Here is an 18,310-nt window from a genome sequence, read left to right as displayed (position 1 = left end):
AGAAAAAGAGCGGTGTGCACCGCTCCTTTTCTCGATGTATACGTATAATAAAGCTTGCTTAAGGCCGCTCATCGCCAGCGAATAACAAATCGTCATAAGCTTCAGACGCCAGTTCCCATTCTTCGTCATCCTCAATCGTTTCCAGCTCCGGCTCTTGGCCAGCTTCGCCAATGACGCGGAAAAGCTCCACTTCATCCTCGCCCTTCATCGCTTCCGACTGAAGCGCTGCATAAACGTAGGAGCCGAGCTTAAACTCGGCCTTGATGACGAAGGTTTCCATAACGCCGCCGCCCGCGAGCAGCTCGATTTGAGGACCGAAGGCTTCCCGCAGCCGCTCAAGCGGCTGCGGGATCAGTACCTCGCCTTGATCCATTAATTTTCTTCCTCCAATTCGCCGAGAAGCGTATTAAACGTCTCCTCCACGATGTTCCATTCTTCTTCATCTTCAATCGTGTACAGCTTAAGATCGTCGCCATCTTCCTCATAGCGGAAGGCGTAGACCTCATCTTCCTCTTCGCTCTCACCAACGAGCGGAACGACCATCATATATTTCTGATCAGAGCCATCCACTTCAAACTTCATGATGACTTCGAATTCTTCTTCATTGCCGTCTTCATCCGGAATATAAATAATTTCCGGCTCTTCGAACTGCATATCATCCTTTGTCATCTTTACCCTCACCTTTTCGTTTTGTGCATTGCGCCAAAATAGCTTTCGCTCCTGTTAACGCAAGCCCTTAGAATCGAGATAATTTTGTAAAATGAGCGTTGCCGCCATTTTGTCCACTACCAGCTTTCGCTTCTTACGGCTGACATCCGCTTCTATGAGAGTACGCTCTGCGGCTACAGTAGTCAACCGTTCGTCCCAAAGGTGAACAGGCAAGTGTAGTTTCTGTCGAAGCTGCTCTGCGAATTCAATACTAATTTCGCCTCGCGGACCGATGGTGTTATTCATGTTTTTCGGTAGTCCCAAGACGATTTCACTAACCTCATACTGCTGCGCCAATTCGGCAAGCCGATCCAATTCGCCATTGTCACGGCGCTTCTTCACGACCTCGAGCCCTTGCGCAGTCCAGCCAAAAGGATCGCTTACCGCAACACCAATGTTGCGATCGCCGTAATCGAGTCCCATTGTTCTCATTGCTTGTCCGGCTCCTGACTATTATGTTTTCTTATTGTTCAAATAAAACCGGACAAGCTCTTCAATGAGTTCATCGCGTTCCTTCTTGCGAATCAGGCTCCTGGCGTTGTTGTGCCGCGGAATATACGCGGGATCACCGGAGAGCAAATAGCCTACAATCTGATTAATCGGATTGTACTCTTTCTCCAGAAGTGCCTCATGCACAGACAGCAAAATGTCCTGTGAGGAGGTTTCCAAACTTTCCGGCAACACATCAAACTTCATCGTTTTGTCCATGGAACTCATCGCCAGCACCTCGCTTTCCAACTACATTTCAATGAGATTACTATCGATACACATTCCTATCATATCACATTTGCTTGGGCGAGAACCAGTTCTTCCGCAAGTTTCAGTGCTTCTTCCAATTTGGAAGCGTCCTTGCCGCCAGCCTGCGCCATATCAGGACGGCCACCGCCGCTGCCGCCGCACACTGCTGCTGCTTCTTTAATAATTTTGCCAGCGTGAAGACCCTTCTTCACCAAATCAGCCGATACCGACGCTACGAGGCTGACTTTATCCTCTTGAACAGCGCCAAGAATAATGACGGCGGAAGGCAGCTTCAGCTTCAGCTCATCAGAAATGCCGCGCAGCGCGTCCATTGATGGCGCATTTACTTGAGCGCTAAGCACAGTAATTTCGCCAATCTGCTTCGCTTGCTGCTCCAGCGAGCCTGCTTCGATCCGGCTCAGCTTAGCTTGCAGCGATTCGTTCTCGCGGCCAAGCTCCTTCACCTGCGCATGCAGCGCTTCGATACGCTTAGGCACATCCCCATTGCTCGATTTCAGCAATGCTGCTGCTTGCCCCAGCAAATCAAGCTGGCTTTCCGTATAGCTGTAAGCGTGACGGCCTGTAACAGCTTCAATCCGGCGCACGCCGGAACCAATGCCGCTTTCGCTGATCAGCTTGAACACGCCGATTTGCGAAGTGCTGGCTACGTGACAGCCGCCGCAAAGCTCAAGGCTGTAGTCGCCGACTTGCACGACGCGGACGACATCGCCGTATTTTTCACCAAACAAGGCCATTGCGCCCATTTCCTTCGCTTCTGCAAGCGACTTGTTCGTAATGGTCACATCGGTGCTGTTCCAAATTTGTTCATTTACACGGCGCTCGATTTCAACAAGCTCCTCATCGGTAATGCTGCCAAAATGGGAGAAGTCAAAGCGCAGACGCTCCGCTTCCACAAGGGAACCCGCCTGGTTGACATGAGTGCCCAACACTTCCTTGAGCGCTTTATGCAGCAAATGGGTTGCCGTGTGGTTTTTAATGACGTCCTCACGAACCGCTTTCGCTACAGCCGCCTGCACTTTCTCGCCAGTCTTAACGGTTCCCGATACCACGAGCGCATGATGCACGCTTTGGCCATGCGGCGCTTTCGTCACGTCTTTCACTTGCAGCGAGAAGCCTTGGCCCGAAATAATGCCGCGGTCGCCAATTTGTCCGCCGCTCTCCGCATAGAACGGGGTACGGTCAAGCAGCACAAACACTTCGCTGCCTTCGCCTGCGCTGTCAATCAGCGCGTCCTCTTGCACGATCGCCGTAATCGTCGATTCAATTACCAATTCATTATAGCCAACAAATTCGCTTTTAACCGTGAATTCGCCGAGTGCGCCGCCTTGAATCTTCATGCCGCCCGTGTCCTGGCGAGCTGCCCGCGCGCGTTCACGCTGCGCTTCCATAGCTGCGTCGAAGCCTGCACGGTCAACGGTCAAGCCATTTTCCGCTGCAAAATCCTCCGTCAGGTCAAACGGGAAGCCATACGTATCATACAGGCGGAATGCATCCTCGCCGCCGATTTCCTTGCCGCCTGCTGCGCGCGCCGTGTCGACAAGCGTCGTGAGCAATGCCAGACCGTCGGATAGCGTTTCGTGGAAACGTTCTTCCTCTGTACGAATAACCTTCTCAATAAATTCGCGTTTGGATACAACCTCGTCGTAGTACACGCCCATCACTTCCCCGACAGTAGCGGTCAGCTCATGCAGGAATGGACGGTCGATGCCGATCGTTTTTCCGTAACGAACCGCTCTGCGAAGCAAACGGCGAATAATATAGCCGCGTCCTTCATTAGAAGGCATAACGCCGTCGCCAACAGCGAAAGCAACCGTACGAATGTGGTCAGCGATTACTTTCAGCGCCACATCATGCTCATCGTTCACATGATATTTTACGCCAGCAAGCTCGCATGTACGCTCAATAATAGGCATGAACAGGTCGGTATCAAAGTTCGAATCGACATCCTGCAAAATCGAAGCGAAACGCTCCAGGCCCGCGCCTGTATCGATGTTTTTGTTTGGAAGCGGCGTATAGCTGCCATCCTTGTTATGGTTGAATTGCGAGAATACGAGGTTCCATACTTCCAAGAAACGCTCGTTTTCGCCGCCCGGCCAGCATTCTGGATCGTTCAAATCACCGTATTTGTCGCCGCGGTCATAGAAAATTTCCGTACATGGTCCGCATGGGCCTTCGCCGATATCCCAGAAGTTTTCATCCAGCTTGTAGATGCGCTCCTCTGGCAGGCCGATTTTTTTGTTCCAGAACGCGTATGCTTCCTCATCCTCTGGGTAAACCGTAACCGACAGGCGTTCTGGATCGAAGCCGATCCACTCCTTGCCCGTTAGAAACTCCCATGCCCACGTAATCGCTTCTTCCTTGAAATAATCGCCGATGGAGAAATTGCCGAGCATTTCAAAAAAAGTATGGTGGCGGCGCGTTTTGCCGACATTTTCAATATCGTTGGTACGAATGCATTTCTGCGAATTCGTAATCCGCGGGTTTTCCGGAATGACCCGTCCGTCAAAATAAGCTTTCAGCGGCGCCATGCCTGCGTTAATCCATAGCAGCGATGGATCGTTGTGCGGCACGAGCGATGCGCTCGGCTCGATCGTATGTCCTTTGCTTTCAAAAAAAGCGAGCCATTTTGCCCGAATTTCACTAGCCTTCATAGTTGATACGCCTCCAATAAGTTTCATTAATTTGCCCCTGCATTTTGCGGCCAAACCTGCTTTAAAACATCAAAAAGTCCCTGTCAGTTATGACAGGGACGAAAACTCGCGGTACCACCCTGGTTATCGTTGGCATAAGCCTTGCCCTATTTCTAGCGGCACAGCCTTGCAGCAGCAATCTCCTCGTATGGACGATAACGGGTCCTCCCGGTGAAGTTCATTCACACTCCGAAAGCAGCTTTCAGCCATCCTTCGCCATAAAAGCTCTTGCAGCCAACGCCGATTAACGGCGAAGAAGCTTCATCTCTGATTGGCGGTCTATAGCTTACTTCTTTTTCATCAACGATTTCCATTTAAAATATAAGAATTTATAAGTTTTGCACTTATACATAGGCTTATATTTCTCCGACAAAGCTCTTCGCTCGTCCCAGAAGGACGACGAAGTCATTTTTGCTTTAAATATAAGAATTTATAAGTTTCACTTTTATAAATGGGCTTATATTTCATCGCGAAACGGAAGCTCTGCCTCCAAAGGACGGCGAAAGCCGTTTACGCTTGAGTTGTACTAAAAATGAGTATATCGGCAGCAAGGCCTGCTGTCAAATAATCTTTCGCCGCACATAATAAGCAAACATATGCTGGACGATGACCTTAAGCGCTGCGAAAATCGGAACGGCGAGAATCATCCCCGCAACGCCCGCGACCTCTCCTCCGACCAGCAGGGCGAAAATAATCGCCAGCGGATGCATATGCAGCGTCCTTCCCACCACCTGTGGGGAAATGATATTGCCCTCTAAAATTTGGCACAGCGTATTGATTACGGCGACGAGAATCATCATTTTGACCGATATGGTCGAGGCCATCAGAATTGCCGGAATCGCCCCCAGAAACGGGCCCAAGTAGGGAATAATGTTCGTAATGGCGACAATGCCGGCAAGCAGCAGCGCATATTCCATTCCAATGATCGTGTAGCCGATATAGGCGAGCACGCCGACGATCAGGCAGACCAGAAACTGCCCGCGTATGTAGCTGCCGAGCGCCGAGTCGATATCCTTCATCAGCCGAACGGTGTTTTGGCGATGCGATTTGGGTACATATGTAATGATCGTCCGCTCAAACACCTCAAAATCCTTCAAAATGTAAAACGCCAGAAACGGCACAATAAAGGCAATAAACACCGTATTCAGCACCGACCCAATATTGTTGATAAAATGGATCAGCGTTTCCGACAGCTTCCGCTCCATATGGAGCAGCGACTGGTTCATGCCATCGCGCAGGCTGTCCGGCAAAAACGACGTATTGTTAATGTCGGTCACCAGATTTTGCGCCTTAATCGTCAGGTCCGGCACCCGCTCGTTGAGCTCCTGCACCTGCATCGCAAGCATTGGAATGACATTGACAAGCAAGACGGTCAGCGCTGTGAAAAATACCGTATAGATGAGCAGCACCGCCATCGTTCGCGGAACTTTACGTTCATGCAGCATCGTCACTACCGGGTTCAGCACGTATGAAATAATCATGGCAACGATAAATGGCGCAAGTATCGCCTTGAGGAAAAAATAAATATTCATAAACATCGGCTTGACCAATATGAGCAAATACAGCGCCAGCAAGCCTAGAATTACATAGACCAACCACACAAACAGACGGCTTTTTGTGAACCGTTCCACTTTCCCTCACCCCCGCTCGCTTACCAAGGTGAAACGGCTGTCGCCGTCCTTTGACGGCGGCTGCGCGTTTCAGTCCGAGAAATATAAGTCCATTTATAAGTGTGAAGCTTATAAATTCTTATATTTCAAAAAAGGCCCCTAGGCCAATCTGCTACAGTATATGTACAAGCGGGGAAAATCATCCATGGTCATTGTAGAATCTCACTTGGAAGCGGGGAGCAAGCTAAATAGAGGTCGTTTTTTCATCATACAAAATTTTCTTATCATTGACATATTGGGCTTTGAGCAGGGACAGGCCTGAGCACTTTTCCATTGACAAAAATGTTTCCCAGGCGCAATATTGTTTCATATCACAAACAAATGAGACAGCTCCAACATCTGAGTGTTAACGAAAGAAGGGTTTTTATGAGCACACAGTCCGATCAACTGGATAAAAAGTCTGGCTGGCTCCGCGCGAGTGGAAGTGTCAGCCTTGAAGAAGTGAATTCCTCTATTCATATACCGAAAAATGCAAGCGGCTTTCGCAAATTTCTCGCCTTCGCTGGCCCCGGCATGCTGGTCGCCGTCGGATATATTGACCCCGGCAACTGGGCAACGTCCATTGCGGGCGGCGCACGGTTCGGCTATACGCTGCTTGCCGTTATTCTTATCGCTAATTTAATTGCGATTTTGCTGCAAAACCTGTCGGCAAGGCTCGGCATTGTGACCGGCCGCGATCTTGCCCAAGCGACCCGCGACTCCGTCGGCATCAAGGGCGCTGTCATCCTATGGCTGCTCGCCGAGCTTGCCATTATCGCGACCGATCTGGCCGAGGTTATCGGCTCCGCCATCGCGCTGAATTTGCTCTTCGGCCTGCCCTTAATCGGCGGCATTCTCATTACGACGCTAGATGTTTTTTTGCTGCTGCTCTTGCAGAAGAAAGGCTTCAGGCTTATTGAATCGCTCATCATTGTACTGATGGCTACGATATTCGGGGTATTTGTGTTCGAGGTCATTATTTCGCGGCCGGATATATCAGCGGTGCTTTCCGGGTATGTACCTAAGTTTGAAATCGTGAGCAGCCCAGCTATGCTTTTCGTATCCCTTGGCATCCTTGGCGCAACGGTTATGCCGCATAATCTGTATTTGCATTCCTCCATCATTCAGACGAGAAAATATGAACGGACGGAAACGGGGCGCCGGGAGGCGATTAAATATTCCCAATGGGATTCCGGCGTTTCGCTTACGATTGCTTTTCTGATTAATTCCAGCATTTTGATTTTAGGGGCCGCAGCCTTTTATGGAACTGGCCTCAATGTAACAGAAATCGAAGGCGCCTATCAGCTGCTTAGCCCAACGCTTGGCGTCAGCATTGCCAGCACCTTATTTGCCGTTGCCTTGCTCGCTTCAGGCCAAAGCTCAACGATTACGGGAACTTTAACGGGGCAAATCGTGATGGAGGGTTTTATTAAATTTACGATCCCCTCTTGGCTGCGCCGTATTGTGACACGTTTGCTAGCTGTCATTCCAGCCCTCATCGTCACTTGGCTGTTCGGCACGCGCGGAACGGGAGAGCTGCTGCTGTGGAGCCAGGTCGTTCTCAGCTTGCAGCTTCCCTTCGCCATTATTCCGCTCGTGCTGTTCACAAGCAGCCGCACCAAAATGGGCGTGTTCGCCAACAAGCCTTGGGTCAAAGTGCTGGCCTGGCTATGCGTCGGCGTTATTACAGCGCTAAACCTGTTCCTTGTGCTTTATTTATTCGCCACTGGGCATGAGCTAGGGTAATAAGCGGCTCAACCCAGCGGCCTTCCTTTATTCTGGCTCCACGCGATTAGCCGATATCCAGTCTAGTGCTTCCTTTGCTGCGGAAGCCTCTACCGGGGTATCCGGCTTTTTTTGTGCTTGCTCCAGTCTTTCAAGCACAGAGTCATCCACTAAAGCCGGACTAATAATCGACAACGCCCATGCTGCCCAGAAGCTCGGCTTCTCTTGATTTTGCTTATCTGTCCAGATCTGCTGGAGCGGTTTAACGCTTTCGCTCCCTATTCGAACCAAGGTCAATGCGGCGGCCATACGCAGCTTCTCATTGTCTTCATCAAGCAGCGCCGCAACCTGTTCAGCCGCAGCTCCAGACAGCGGGCCTAGCTCGCCGAGCACAATAACCAGCATCGTGCGCACAGGATCTTTTGCAGCCCGCAGCTGCACAAGCAGCTCGGGCACGATTTTTCCGCCCTCGTTTTTCAGCGCCTGAATCGCTGCAAGCGCATCTAGCGGATTTTCGCTTGCGAGCTTCGCTATTTGTGCCTGCACCTCATTTATTTCGGCCACTTTAACACCTCCTCGCCCTTCCAATTTCATTAAAAAAGAGAACAGTCAAATGACTGTTCCCTTCTAATTGTATGTCAGTATGCAACCATGCATAACACTAGGTTGCATGGATTTGTGGCATTTCATCTTCAAAAAACAGATCATCAAGTGAACTAAGCGTCCCGTCTTCCTCCACTTGGTACACGGACATCTTCTCTCCGTTGACGGTCAGTTCAATGAAGCAGCCCCAGCAATAAAATTGATGGGAACCTATTTTTCCTATATCTTTCGAATTGCAGTTGGGACATCTCATCATCTTTCATTTCTCCCTATTCTCCGAATTGGAAGCTGCGACAGGCTCCAATTCTGCTTCACTGACAGCAGGAACGATAATCGCGTCTTCCCCGAGCAGCACGGCATCTGAATCCTCGGGAGCTCTGAGCCACTTGCGCCCTTCCATCAGATCCGATATAAAACCGTCCGTAAGCTCAAAGCCTACTATTGGTGTACCCATAAATGGATGAAAATAAACGTCCGATACTTGTCCAAGCATCACGCCGTGTATGGTCACCATAGGCATACCCTTGAGCTGTACTTTACTGGTGCAAAACGTTCTGCCCAGCTGCTCAAGCTTTGTTTTCTGCACAGCTGCTTCGTCGGAAATAATAATCGCGTCTACGCCGCATGTCAGCACCGCATTCCAGCTCACCGTCTTGACGACATTAGCGAACCAGCCGTTGCTTTCGAGCACGAGACCTGTAACGTTCCAGTGGGAGTCAAAAATCGCATCCTTGATCGTACCTTCGCGCTTGCCGGAATGAATGACCAGCACGGGCAGACCGATCAATTGCTGTAGTTTAATCACGGCCGGGGAAGCCTCCTAGGCGTTATTACGGATGCGCTGCACAATCGTTGCAACTTTTTGCGCTGCGGCACCCAGTTCCTCCTTAGTATTCCCCAATCCGAAGCTGAATCTTACGGCGGAAGCCAGCCTTTCCTCCGGCAGCTTCATCGCCCGCAAAACGTGGGAACGCTCCAGCGCCCCTGATGTGCAGGCCGATCCGCTTGCCGCTGCAATGCCTGCCATATCGAGATTCATCAGCATCGTCTCGGTATCGACACCGATAAAGCTGATGTTGACGATATGCGGAAGCATCTGCTCCGCCGCGCCATTGATGACGATATTTATATCCACATTTTTCCTAAGCAGCTCTACCCATTCCATACGAAGCTCGTTTAGAAAATGTTGCTTGTTTTGCGCTTCGTTCACACAAATTTCAACAGCTTTAGCGAAACCGGCAATGCCGGCGACATTTTCAGTACCCGCACGGCGCTTGCGCTCTTGTGATCCGCCCTGCGAGGTCGCCTCAAATGGGGTGCCGGCAGCGATATATAACGCGCCAACCCCTTGCGGGCCATTGATTTTGTGGGCGGAAAAGCTCATCAAATCGACCGGCAGCTCATTCAGCTCATAATGGGAAGTCCCCAAAGCTTGCACAGCATCGACATGAAAAATAACGCCTCGCTCATGTGCCAGGCGCCCGATGTCTTCAATCGGCTGCAAACTTCCTACCTCATTATTGCCGTGCATAATGCTAATAAGCGCCGTATTTGGCTTTATAGCCGCAGCCACATCAGCAAGCGATACTTGTCCATGCTCGTCAACGGGCAGCAGCGTCAGCTCGAAGCCTTCGCGCTCAAGCGCTTCGCAGGGATGCAGCACCGCATGATGCTCAGCTTCTGATGTAATGATGTGGTTTTTGCCTTGCAGCGCCAGCGCGCGGACAACACCTTTAATCGCCATATTGTTGCTCTCCGTGCCGCCGGACGTAAATACTAGCTCAGCAGGCTTGCAGCCGATAGCGGCAGCGATCTGGTCGCGAGAGCGGTTAATATGCTGCCGCGCCGCGCGTCCGAAGGCATGCATGCTCGATGCATTGCCTCCCGGACCCTGCATCACTTCCAGCATCGCGCGCGCGACATCTGGATGCATTGGCGTCGTTGCGGCATGATCGAAATAGTGCATAGCTTGTCTAGCTCCTTCTATTTAAATGTAGAACATGTAGCTGTCTGCTTTGCCTGGATCCTGGAAGCTGACCATGTCCTTAAGCGTAGTCGAGTCTAGTACGGAGGCGATGCTGTCGCGAATACGCAGCCACAGATCACGCTTCGCCGGGTCATCCTCTTCGGTGAAATCGACTGGGGAAATCGGGCCTTCCAGTACGCGAATGACATCTCCAGCTGTAATATGCTCAGGCTCCTTGGACAAAATGTAGCCGCCATAGGCGCCGCGAATGCTTTTCACAAGTCCGGCGTTGCGAAGCGGGGCAACGAGCTGCTCCAAATAATGCTCGGACAAGCTATTGCGTTCCGCTATGCTTTTCAAAGAGATCGGTCCTTCGCCAAATTTTCCTGCAAGCTCCATCATTATCGTGAGGCCGTAACGGCCTTTGGTTGATATTTTCATAAAAGGGCACCTCGTTTTCATTAGTTGTGTTGCCTTAAGCAGCCATGACCGAGTTTAAATCATGGTATTCCCATATAGCTTATATGTTAGCATATAGTACAAGGAACATGCGAGAAAAGCTTGTCATTCTTCGTAAAAAAGTTTTTTGTGCAGCGATAAATGTATGCTACAATGAGAGATACTCGTTTTAGAGTTTGAATACAAGGCGGTGTAAGCAAATGGCAAAATCCAAACAAGAAACTAGAGTCGTTGTCGGCATGTCCGGTGGCGTAGACTCTTCTGTAACCGCACTGCTGCTGAAGCAGGAAGGTTATGATGTTGTCGGCATTTTCATGAAAAACTGGGATGATACCGATGAATTTGGTCACTGCACAGCAGAGGAAGACGCGGAAGACGTTCGCCGCGTATGCGACCAGATCGGCATTCCGTATTATACGGTTAATTTTGAGAAGCAATATTTCGATAAAGTATTCACTTATTTTCTCGATGAATACAAGCGCGGCCGTACGCCGAATCCCGACGTCATGTGCAACCGGGAAATCAAGTTCGGCGATTTTCTCAAAAAAGCAAATGAGCTGGGCGCCGACTACTTGGCGACAGGCCATTACGCGCGCGTAGAACGTACGCCGGATGGCGAGACGAAGCTGCTGCGCGGCGTGGACAGCAACAAGGACCAAACTTATTTCCTCAGCGCGCTGAACCAGAAGCAGCTCGCGAAGGCAATGTTCCCGATTGGGCATCTCCCGAAGCCAGAGGTAAGACGGCTTGCTGAAGAGGCAGGCTTGTACACCGCGAAGAAAAAAGACAGCACGGGCGTCTGCTTCATCGGCGAGCGCAACTTCAAGGAATTTCTGAGCGGCTATTTGCCAGCGCAGAGGGGCGACATGGTCGACATTCGCAGCGGTGAAGTCAAAGGCAAGCATGACGGCCTGATGTATTATACGCTTGGACAGCGCCAAGGCCTTGGCATTGGCGGCTCCGGCAATGGCGAGCCATGGTTTGTTGCGGACAAAGACCTTGAGCGCAACATTTTGTATGTGGTGCAAGGCGAGCAGCATCCGAGCATGTATTCGACTGGGCTAATTGCCAGCGGCATGAACTGGATTGCGCCAGAGCAGCCGGAAGGTCCTTTTCGCTGCACAGCCAAGTTCCGCTATCGCCAAGCAGACCAAGGCGTTACCGTGACACCTGGCGCTGACGGAACGGCACATATTGCGTTTGACCAGCCGCAAAAGGCAATTACGCCTGGCCAAGCCGTCGTACTCTATGATGGCGATGTTTGCCTAGCAGGCGGAACCATCGATATCGTAGAGAAGATTGAAGTCGACGAAGCGGCATTCCTCGCCGCTCGTTAAGTATTTCCAGCTTGCATGGCTAGATGCTAGGTGCATATGACATAACAACATTAGCACGACGCAATAAACTCAGATTAAGACAATAAGCTACGGCAAGGAACCTTTCCACCGATGGGCATCGCCCGGAGGAGGAGGTTCCTTTTTTTTATACGTACAGCGCCCTTAGGTTCCAGTTCCTGTCCCCTTTCCTTTGCCATCAACGTTTCCAGTGCCACCCTTTACCCCCTCATTTTCCTTGTCTGAAGGGGAAGCAGCGAGCCGGCTCACGCGAATACGGGAAATGCGGTAATGATCCGTCTCCTCGATGACGAGCTCGAAATGGTCGGCTACTTTTACACGGTTGCCTTTGCGGGGCAGGTTTTCCAACTGGGAATACATCCAGCCGCCAATCGTATCAAAGTTGTCAAAGCTAATATTCGTCCCGAGGCAGCTGTTTACCTCCTCAATTTGCATCATTCCGCTAATCGAGTGGCTCCCTTCGCCAAGCGGCTCAATCATCGCCCGCTCCTCGTCAAACTCATCCTGAATTTCACCGACGATTTCCTCCATAATGTCTTCCAGCGTCACGATGCCTGAAGTCCCGCCATATTCATCTATTAAAATCGCAATTTGCGATTTGCTCTCCTGCATTTGGCCCAGCAGCTCCCGAATGAATATCGACTCCGGCACCGTCATAATCGGGCGTAAAATCTGACGGATGTCGGTCAGCGTATGCTGCGCATCCTTCCATAAATCTTTAATATGGACAAAGCCGATAATATCGTCCTTGTCGCTTTCACAGACGGGATACCGCGTATGCATTTCGGCAAGCGCCATCTGTTTATTTTCTTCAAGCGATAGCTGGGCATACAAGCAGATGACCTCCCGGCGGGGAATCATAATTTCTCTCGCATGCGTTTCTGTAAATTTGAAAATATTATCAACAAGCAGCAGCTCCGTATGATGAATGAGTCCGCAACGCTTGCTTTCCTTGAGCAGCAGCCGAATGTCCTGACTGGAGTACGCATGGACGGAGCCGACTCCCATCCGGACATCGCCATCCTTAACTAGCCAACTGGACAATACGTCCAGCAGCCGCGCCATCGGATACACCATTTTATGAAAATAAAATAAAGGTGCGGCTGCAGCCGCAACGACCTGCTCTGCGCGAAGTCCTGCCAGCGCCTTCGGAACGAGTCCGCCGCAGACGCTGTGCAGCACAGCAGCCAGCAGCAAAGCGGCTGCTACAGCGCCCGCTTCCACTACGGCTGGAGCGATTGGGACTCGCCCATTCACTCCAGCAAGCCATGAACCAAAGAGCAGGCGGAATGCAGGAATACCCAGCCAGCCCATTCCAAGCGATGCGACGGTTAGGCCAAGCTGGCAGGCATTTAAATAAATACGAGGCTCGCGCAGCATGGCGGCAGAAACAGCAGCTCTTCTTGATAAACGGCGCCCGGCATGCAGCTTGTGCAGCTGATCGGAACGTAAACGCAGCATAGCTGCCTCCGCCGCGGCGAAAAAACCGTTAGCCAGCAATAACCCTGCAAACAGCACAACCTGAATCGTTTCACCCAATGCGGCTTCGCCTGCCCTGCCCCAGAAAATACTCCGGTGACGGTAGGCGCACCCCCTCGTCCATCTCTCGCCGTTTTCAGTGACGGTAATTATGTGTATTCGTCGTAGTCCGTACATTATTCAGCATAGACCTAGCGTTTTTTTGCAAAAGTTCATAAAGTCGCCTATAATTTGCGGCAAGGTAGGCCGTATGTCACCCCCCTATATCTGATATAATGCTAACAGCTTGCTACAACATATTAAGCTTTGGCTTACAAGGAGGAACAACATGAAACGAATCATTCTAATTATGCTGGCTGTTATTTGGCTAATTCCGGGTGCAGCTTTCGCCCATTCCAAAATCGAGCAATCTACACCTGCCGTAGACGAAACGGTAACCGCGTCACCTGCTCAAATTTCCCTCTCGTTTAATACCGACATTGAGAAGCTGAGCACATTCAAGCTTTTGAACGCGGCTGGCGAGCAAATCGTCACCGATGAAGTCGTTGTAGATGGAAAAACGATGAGCGGTGCCGTTCCAACGGCGCTGGAGAACGGGATATACACGGTAAAATGGGCGATTATTGGCGCCGACAGCCATGCGATTGAGGGCGACTACAGCTTTACTGTCAATGCGCCGGAAGCTGCTGCAAGCGAGCAGCCTGCATCGGCATCCCCTTCACCTGAAAGCTCGTCAACGCCTGATGCAGCGGCAACTGAGTCACCTGCCCTTGAAACGGCAAGTCCTGCGGCAAGCGCTGTGCCGGCAACAGACGCCGCCACCCAAACGGAGGGAAAAGCTAGCAGCTCCACAACGAGCGTTATCATCATTGTCGTCGTCATTCTTCTCATTGCCGTGATCGCTGCCGCTGCGAGAAGACGTAAAAAATGATTTATTTGAGCGAGACGCTTCTATATGTATGCTTTGCGTTGTTAATGGGCGCATTTACTTTGCGTCTCGTGCCGGAGGGCAAGCGTCCGCAGGTTATTGTCCCTGATCGCTTGCTGCTTGCCTGCGCGCTCGCTATTCCTGTGCTTTCGTTTGTCCCGCTTGATCAAACGGCACGCACTTTCGCAGCAGATTTTGAACTCAGCTATGGGCAAATGATGAAAAGCCTGCTGCTTGATGCCGTAGCGGGCAAAGCCTTAATCTGGACGCTGCTTAGCTCCCTCGGCCTATCGGTCCTGCTCGGAATGAAGTCCTTCCGGCAGGACCGCCATATGCCGAAGGTTGGGCTGTTCATAACGTTGCTGCTTGCCGTATGGCTCGGTTATGCCAGCCACGCCTCGTCGCTGTATGGGCTGAAAGGGATTGTCATTCACAGTGCCCATTTTATAGCCGTCACGATTTGGCTCGGCATTGTCATTACGATAAGCTTGTTTTCGAAAGATGAAAGCCATTGGGAGCCGTTTTTATCCTGGTTCTCAACGCTCGCCTTCGGCTGTTTTTTCGTAGCCATTTCAGCGGGCATTACATTGATGACCTTTACGACGCCGGAATACGTAAACGCCTGGATGCTGCCGTATGGGCAAATGCTGTTGATCAAGCATTTATTGCTGCTGCCGCTGCTGCTGCTGGCGTATTCGAACGGCTTTGGCTACAAAAACAAGCTTAAGCAAAATGCCGCTTTCCGCCCGCTCCCTTGGTTTAAGGCAGAAAGCATCGTCGCATTGCTGATTTTTATCGCCACAAGCGTGCTAGGCCAACAGGCTCCGCCGCATGAGGTAAAGGAGACGCTGCAAACAACAGCTCCTTCTCCTTTGTTCACAACGATTTATAAAGGCAGCTTCAGCCCTGATATTACGCTTCATTTTTCACTTGGACTTGATAGCTGGCTGCTGCTTGCATCAGCTGTTGTTATGATTGTCGGCTTTTTCCGGATGTACCGCAGCGAACAGCTGATGCCTGCTTTTGCGATGGGGCTGCTGGCTGCTGCCTTTGGCTACGGCGCACTCATGTTTGCCATTGCCTGAAGCAATGGATTGGAGAAGCACTTATCATTTTTATAGCAAAAAAAGCAAGGACGCTGGCGGCATTAGCCTAGGCTTCCTTGCTTTTTTATTGCATTCATTATTGTTCCCGAATCATAAGATTCGTCAAGCTGCCGAGCTTTTCAATTTCGATTGTAACGCGGTCCCCTGCCTTGAGGAAGCTTTGCTTGTCCTCCGGATAACCGAGCATGACGCCTTCAGGCGTACCCGTCAAGATGACATCGCCCGGCAACAGCGTCATATGGCGCGAAACATAGCTGACGATTTCCTTGCAGCTGAAAATCATATCGCTCGTGTTCGAATGCTGGCGCACCTCGCCGTTTACGATACATTTCATGTCCAGCTCATTTGGATTTCCGACCTCGTCCGCTGTTACGAGATAAGGGCCGAGCGGCGCAAATTTGTCGCACGTTTTGCCCAGCAGCCACTGGCCTGTCCGCATTTGCAAATCGCGAGCCGACAAATCATTGGCAGCGCAGTAGCCGAATACGTAGCTGAGCGCTTCCTCCTCCGTCACATGCTTCGCTTCTTTGCCAATGACAATCGCTAGCTCCGCCTCATAATCCACCTTCTTGGAGGCAATAGGAAGCGGCACTGCTTCTCCATGGGCAGCGAGCGTATTGTTGAATTTGCTGAACAAAATCGGCACCTCGGGAATGGCCGCATTGGACTCCTCCGCATGCTTGCGGTAATTGAGGCCGATGCAAAGGATTTTGCCAGGGCTTGTCACAGCAGGGGCAAACGTCAGCTCCGCTTCATCGAGAAATACCGGGCCAAGCTCCGCTGCGCGGCTTATCGCTTCGCCTTCCAGACGGTAAAGGGCTTCAACGGCCTCCGCCCCGCCTTCAATGACCTGATGAATATTTTGAGGTACGGATGCACTGCCTTTACAAGCTACGCTGGCTGCCGCCACATCGAGAATGCCTTGCTCCGTCTTTACTCCCAAACGCTTTGCACCTTGCTCCGTGAATGTTAACAGCTTCATAGGTTTATACAGCTCCTTAGTTTGGTGTTATTTTGCGGGATCCGGGTCGGCGGCCCAGAAAAAGGTTTCTGCCGTTTCGTCTTGGTCGCACCCGCGTAAAGTGTAGACCTCATTGGCTGGCATTAGAAGGTTGCCATTCTGTCCCTCAAGCGGCTATTTCTTCCCCTTCGGACGTTTCCGCAGCTCTTGGTTTTGCCGGATTTTATCCTCCATGCCCTGCTCGGTTGCCTGATAAAAGCTCATTTCCCGCAGCTTGTCCGGCAAATATTGCTGCTGCACATAATGCCCCGGATAATCATGCGGGTACTTGTAGCCTTCGTGGCCAAGCTGCGCCGAGCCTTTATAATGGGTATCGCGCAAATGCAGCGGCACCTCGGCTGCGCCAAGCCCCTCCATCATCGTCATCGCCTTGCCGATGGCCAGCGCCGTCGCATTTGATTTTGGGCTTTCTACCGCGAACAAAATCGCTTGCGACACATTGTATTTCGCCTCCGGCCAGCCGATTTTGTGATAGGCGTCCATCGCCGTTACCGCCTGCACCATCGCTTGCGGATTCGCAAGTCCAATGTCTTCGCTGCAGGCGACGATCAGCCGGCGGATAAACGTCATCGGGTCCATGCCAAGCTTCTCCACCGCGTACAAAAACCAGAACAGCGCCGCATCGCTGGAGCCGCGAACGCTTTTATGAAACGCAGACAGCACATCGTATTGCGTCGATTGATCGGCTTTGACCGCGCGATTGCGAATCGATTCCTGCGCAACCTCCAGCGTAATATGTACCGAGCCATCCGGCTCAGAAGGCGTCGTCACCGCGGCCAGCTCCAGCGCGTTCAAGGCGCGGCGAATGTCGCCGCCTGCCATATTCGCAATATGCGCCAGCGCCTCCTCGTCGCAGTGCAGCTCCATGAAGCCCAGCCCGCGTCCCTTATCGGCCAGCGCCCGCTTCATCGATTCCAGCGCATGCTGCGGGCCGAGCGGCTCCAATTGAAACAGCGTCGAGCGCGACAGAAGCGCCCCATTTACATGATGGAACGGATTTTCCGTCGTCGCGCCAATAAAAATAATGATCCCCTGCTCAACCGCTGGCAGCAGCGCATCTTGTCTTGCCGTGTTGAAGCGATGCACCTCATCGAGGAACAAAATGGTTTTTTTTCCATACATCGTCTTGCTTAAACGGGCTTGCTCAATAACTTCACGTACATCCTTCACCGAAGCGTCAACGGCGTTCAGCTTGACGAACTCGCCCGCTGTCCGCTTGGAAATAATGTTGGCCAGCGTCGTCTTGCCGCAGCCCGGCGGGCCGTACAGCAAAATGGACGATACCTGATCCCCTTCAATCGCCCGGCGCAGCAGCTTGTCCTCTCCAATGATATGCTCTTGCCCAATATATTCATCCAGCGTCTGCGGCCGCATCCGGTCGGCTAGCAGCCTCGCCCGCGGCGTCTCCGCTTCCTGATAAGAAAATAAATCCATATGCTCACAACCTTCTTCCCTATTCCTATCGATCATAGCATATTCGCTTTTTATTGCGCCACTGGCTTCATCGCTGTGTAATCCCTATTAGAACATGGGTATTCATTACAAAAGGAGGGATGCGCTATGCCATGGACAAAAGAAGACTATCCTGATTCACTCAAAAAATTTATGGCTCCCGTTCGAAACAAGGCGATTGAAATCGCCAACGCTTTGCTGGAGGATGGCTATGAAGAAGGTAGAGCGATTGCCATTGCAACGTCGCAGGCCAAAGAATGGGGCGAAAACCGCGACAAGCAAATACGCAAAAAAAGACGTAGCCATGATTAAGTAAATAAACAAATTTAAAACATCTGTTCAGTAATTAACAAATCGCTCTAATCTAACAATTGCGCTCTTTTTCTGCAAGTGTTTATAATTATAGACGG

Annotated in this window: 19 protein-coding genes; 5 read left to right on the top strand and 14 right to left on the bottom strand. The window is 51.3% G+C overall.

Features of this window, described 5'->3' with window-relative positions:
• Positions 1 to 58 precede the first annotated feature (58 nt).
• The 6 genes from AC50X8_RS29685 to AC50X8_RS29660 all read right to left on the bottom strand — a co-directional run bounded on the left by AC50X8_RS29685 (position 59) and on the right by AC50X8_RS29660 (position 5,788).
• Positions 59 to 373 (bottom strand): DUF1292 domain-containing protein, encoded by a 315-nt coding sequence (locus AC50X8_RS29685; protein WP_056040039.1) that lies wholly within the window; start codon positions 371 to 373, stop codon positions 59 to 61.
• On the bottom strand, positions 373 to 669 hold the full coding sequence (locus AC50X8_RS29680) for a DUF1292 domain-containing protein (protein WP_046234390.1): 297 nt from the start codon (positions 667 to 669) through the stop codon (positions 373 to 375). The genes AC50X8_RS29685 and AC50X8_RS29680 overlap by 1 nt, the downstream gene beginning before the upstream one ends.
• 54 nt (positions 670 to 723) lie before the next feature.
• Complete coding sequence (ruvX, locus tag AC50X8_RS29675; RefSeq protein WP_056040037.1) at positions 724 to 1,140, bottom strand: Holliday junction resolvase RuvX; 417 nt, start codon at positions 1,138 to 1,140, stop codon at positions 724 to 726.
• 21 nt (positions 1,141 to 1,161) lie between these two features.
• On the bottom strand, positions 1,162 to 1,425 hold the full coding sequence (locus tag AC50X8_RS29670; RefSeq protein WP_056040153.1) for an IreB family regulatory phosphoprotein: 264 nt from the start codon (positions 1,423 to 1,425) through the stop codon (positions 1,162 to 1,164).
• A 59-nt stretch (positions 1,426 to 1,484) separates the two neighbouring features.
• The gene (gene alaS, locus AC50X8_RS29665) at positions 1,485 to 4,118 is read right to left on the bottom strand and encodes an alanine--tRNA ligase (protein WP_099521230.1); all 2,634 of its coding nucleotides are present in this window, start codon (positions 4,116 to 4,118) and stop codon (positions 1,485 to 1,487) included.
• 599 nt (positions 4,119 to 4,717) lie between these two features.
• The gene (locus AC50X8_RS29660) at positions 4,718 to 5,788 is read right to left on the bottom strand and encodes an AI-2E family transporter (RefSeq protein ID WP_056040033.1); all 1,071 of its coding nucleotides are present in this window, start codon (positions 5,786 to 5,788) and stop codon (positions 4,718 to 4,720) included.
• 405 nt (positions 5,789 to 6,193) lie between these two features.
• On the opposite strand from AC50X8_RS29660, the gene AC50X8_RS29655 reads away from it, so the two are divergent.
• The gene (locus tag AC50X8_RS29655) at positions 6,194 to 7,552 is read left to right on the top strand and encodes an Nramp family divalent metal transporter (protein WP_099521232.1); all 1,359 of its coding nucleotides are present in this window, start codon (positions 6,194 to 6,196) and stop codon (positions 7,550 to 7,552) included.
• Between the two features lie 27 nt (positions 7,553 to 7,579).
• On the opposite strand, the gene AC50X8_RS29650 is transcribed toward AC50X8_RS29655, so the two are convergent.
• From AC50X8_RS29650 to cymR, 5 genes are all read right to left on the bottom strand, one after another.
• The gene (locus tag AC50X8_RS29650) at positions 7,580 to 8,095 is read right to left on the bottom strand and encodes a HEAT repeat domain-containing protein (RefSeq protein ID WP_056040030.1); all 516 of its coding nucleotides are present in this window, start codon (positions 8,093 to 8,095) and stop codon (positions 7,580 to 7,582) included.
• A 97-nt stretch (positions 8,096 to 8,192) separates the two neighbouring features.
• A complete protein-coding gene (locus AC50X8_RS29645; protein WP_046234401.1) occupies positions 8,193 to 8,390 on the bottom strand; it encodes a YrzR-like zinc ribbon domain in 198 nt (65 codons plus the stop codon).
• Between the two features lie 3 nt (positions 8,391 to 8,393).
• Positions 8,394 to 8,939, bottom strand: a complete 546-nt coding sequence (locus AC50X8_RS29640; RefSeq protein WP_494883155.1) for a PRC-barrel domain-containing protein — start codon at positions 8,937 to 8,939, stop codon at positions 8,394 to 8,396.
• A 15-nt stretch (positions 8,940 to 8,954) separates the two neighbouring features.
• Positions 8,955 to 10,100 (bottom strand): cysteine desulfurase family protein, encoded by a 1,146-nt coding sequence (locus AC50X8_RS29635; RefSeq protein ID WP_494883153.1) that lies wholly within the window; start codon positions 10,098 to 10,100, stop codon positions 8,955 to 8,957.
• Between the two features lie 21 nt (positions 10,101 to 10,121).
• A complete protein-coding gene (gene cymR, locus AC50X8_RS29630; protein ID WP_056040023.1) occupies positions 10,122 to 10,541 on the bottom strand; it encodes a cysteine metabolism transcriptional regulator CymR in 420 nt (139 codons plus the stop codon).
• 218 nt (positions 10,542 to 10,759) lie between these two features.
• Between cymR and mnmA the strand changes: the two genes are divergently transcribed.
• The gene (gene mnmA / locus AC50X8_RS29625; protein ID WP_494883151.1) at positions 10,760 to 11,896 is read left to right on the top strand and encodes a tRNA 2-thiouridine(34) synthase MnmA; all 1,137 of its coding nucleotides are present in this window, start codon (positions 10,760 to 10,762) and stop codon (positions 11,894 to 11,896) included.
• Between the two features lie 162 nt (positions 11,897 to 12,058).
• On the opposite strand, the gene AC50X8_RS29620 is transcribed toward mnmA, so the two are convergent.
• Positions 12,059 to 13,453, bottom strand: coding sequence for a hemolysin family protein (locus AC50X8_RS29620; RefSeq protein WP_494883149.1), 1,395 nt, complete (start codon positions 13,451 to 13,453; stop codon positions 12,059 to 12,061).
• Between the two features lie 268 nt (positions 13,454 to 13,721).
• Between AC50X8_RS29620 and AC50X8_RS29615 the strand changes: the two genes are divergently transcribed.
• Together AC50X8_RS29615 and AC50X8_RS29610 are read left to right on the top strand one after the other, a co-directional pair.
• The gene (locus AC50X8_RS29615) at positions 13,722 to 14,324 is read left to right on the top strand and encodes a copper resistance CopC family protein (protein WP_494883147.1); all 603 of its coding nucleotides are present in this window, start codon (positions 13,722 to 13,724) and stop codon (positions 14,322 to 14,324) included.
• Entirely contained in the window at positions 14,321 to 15,406 is a 1,086-nt protein-coding gene (locus AC50X8_RS29610; protein WP_494883145.1) for a copper resistance D family protein, read from the top strand. Before AC50X8_RS29615 ends, AC50X8_RS29610 begins: the two co-directional genes overlap by 4 nt.
• A gap of 97 nt (positions 15,407 to 15,503) precedes the next feature.
• Here the strand turns inward: AC50X8_RS29610 and AC50X8_RS29605 are convergent, their stop codons facing one another.
• Together AC50X8_RS29605 and AC50X8_RS29600 are read right to left on the bottom strand one after the other, a co-directional pair.
• Positions 15,504 to 16,409, bottom strand: coding sequence for a fumarylacetoacetate hydrolase family protein (locus AC50X8_RS29605; RefSeq protein WP_494883143.1), 906 nt, complete (start codon positions 16,407 to 16,409; stop codon positions 15,504 to 15,506).
• 153 nt (positions 16,410 to 16,562) lie between these two features.
• Positions 16,563 to 17,882, bottom strand: coding sequence for a replication-associated recombination protein A (locus AC50X8_RS29600; RefSeq protein ID WP_056040013.1), 1,320 nt, complete (start codon positions 17,880 to 17,882; stop codon positions 16,563 to 16,565).
• A 126-nt stretch (positions 17,883 to 18,008) separates the two neighbouring features.
• On the opposite strand from AC50X8_RS29600, the gene AC50X8_RS29595 reads away from it, so the two are divergent.
• Positions 18,009 to 18,212: a DUF2188 domain-containing protein gene (locus tag AC50X8_RS29595; protein ID WP_494883141.1), complete on the top strand. Its 204-nt coding sequence runs from the start codon at positions 18,009 to 18,011 to the stop codon at positions 18,210 to 18,212.
• Positions 18,213 to 18,310: the final 98 nt, after the last annotated feature.

It is taken from the genome of Paenibacillus sp. JT22N15 (assembly GCF_059383755.1).
Note: the sequence above shows the minus strand (reverse complement) of the source record. Positions and strands in the feature narration are given on the sequence as shown.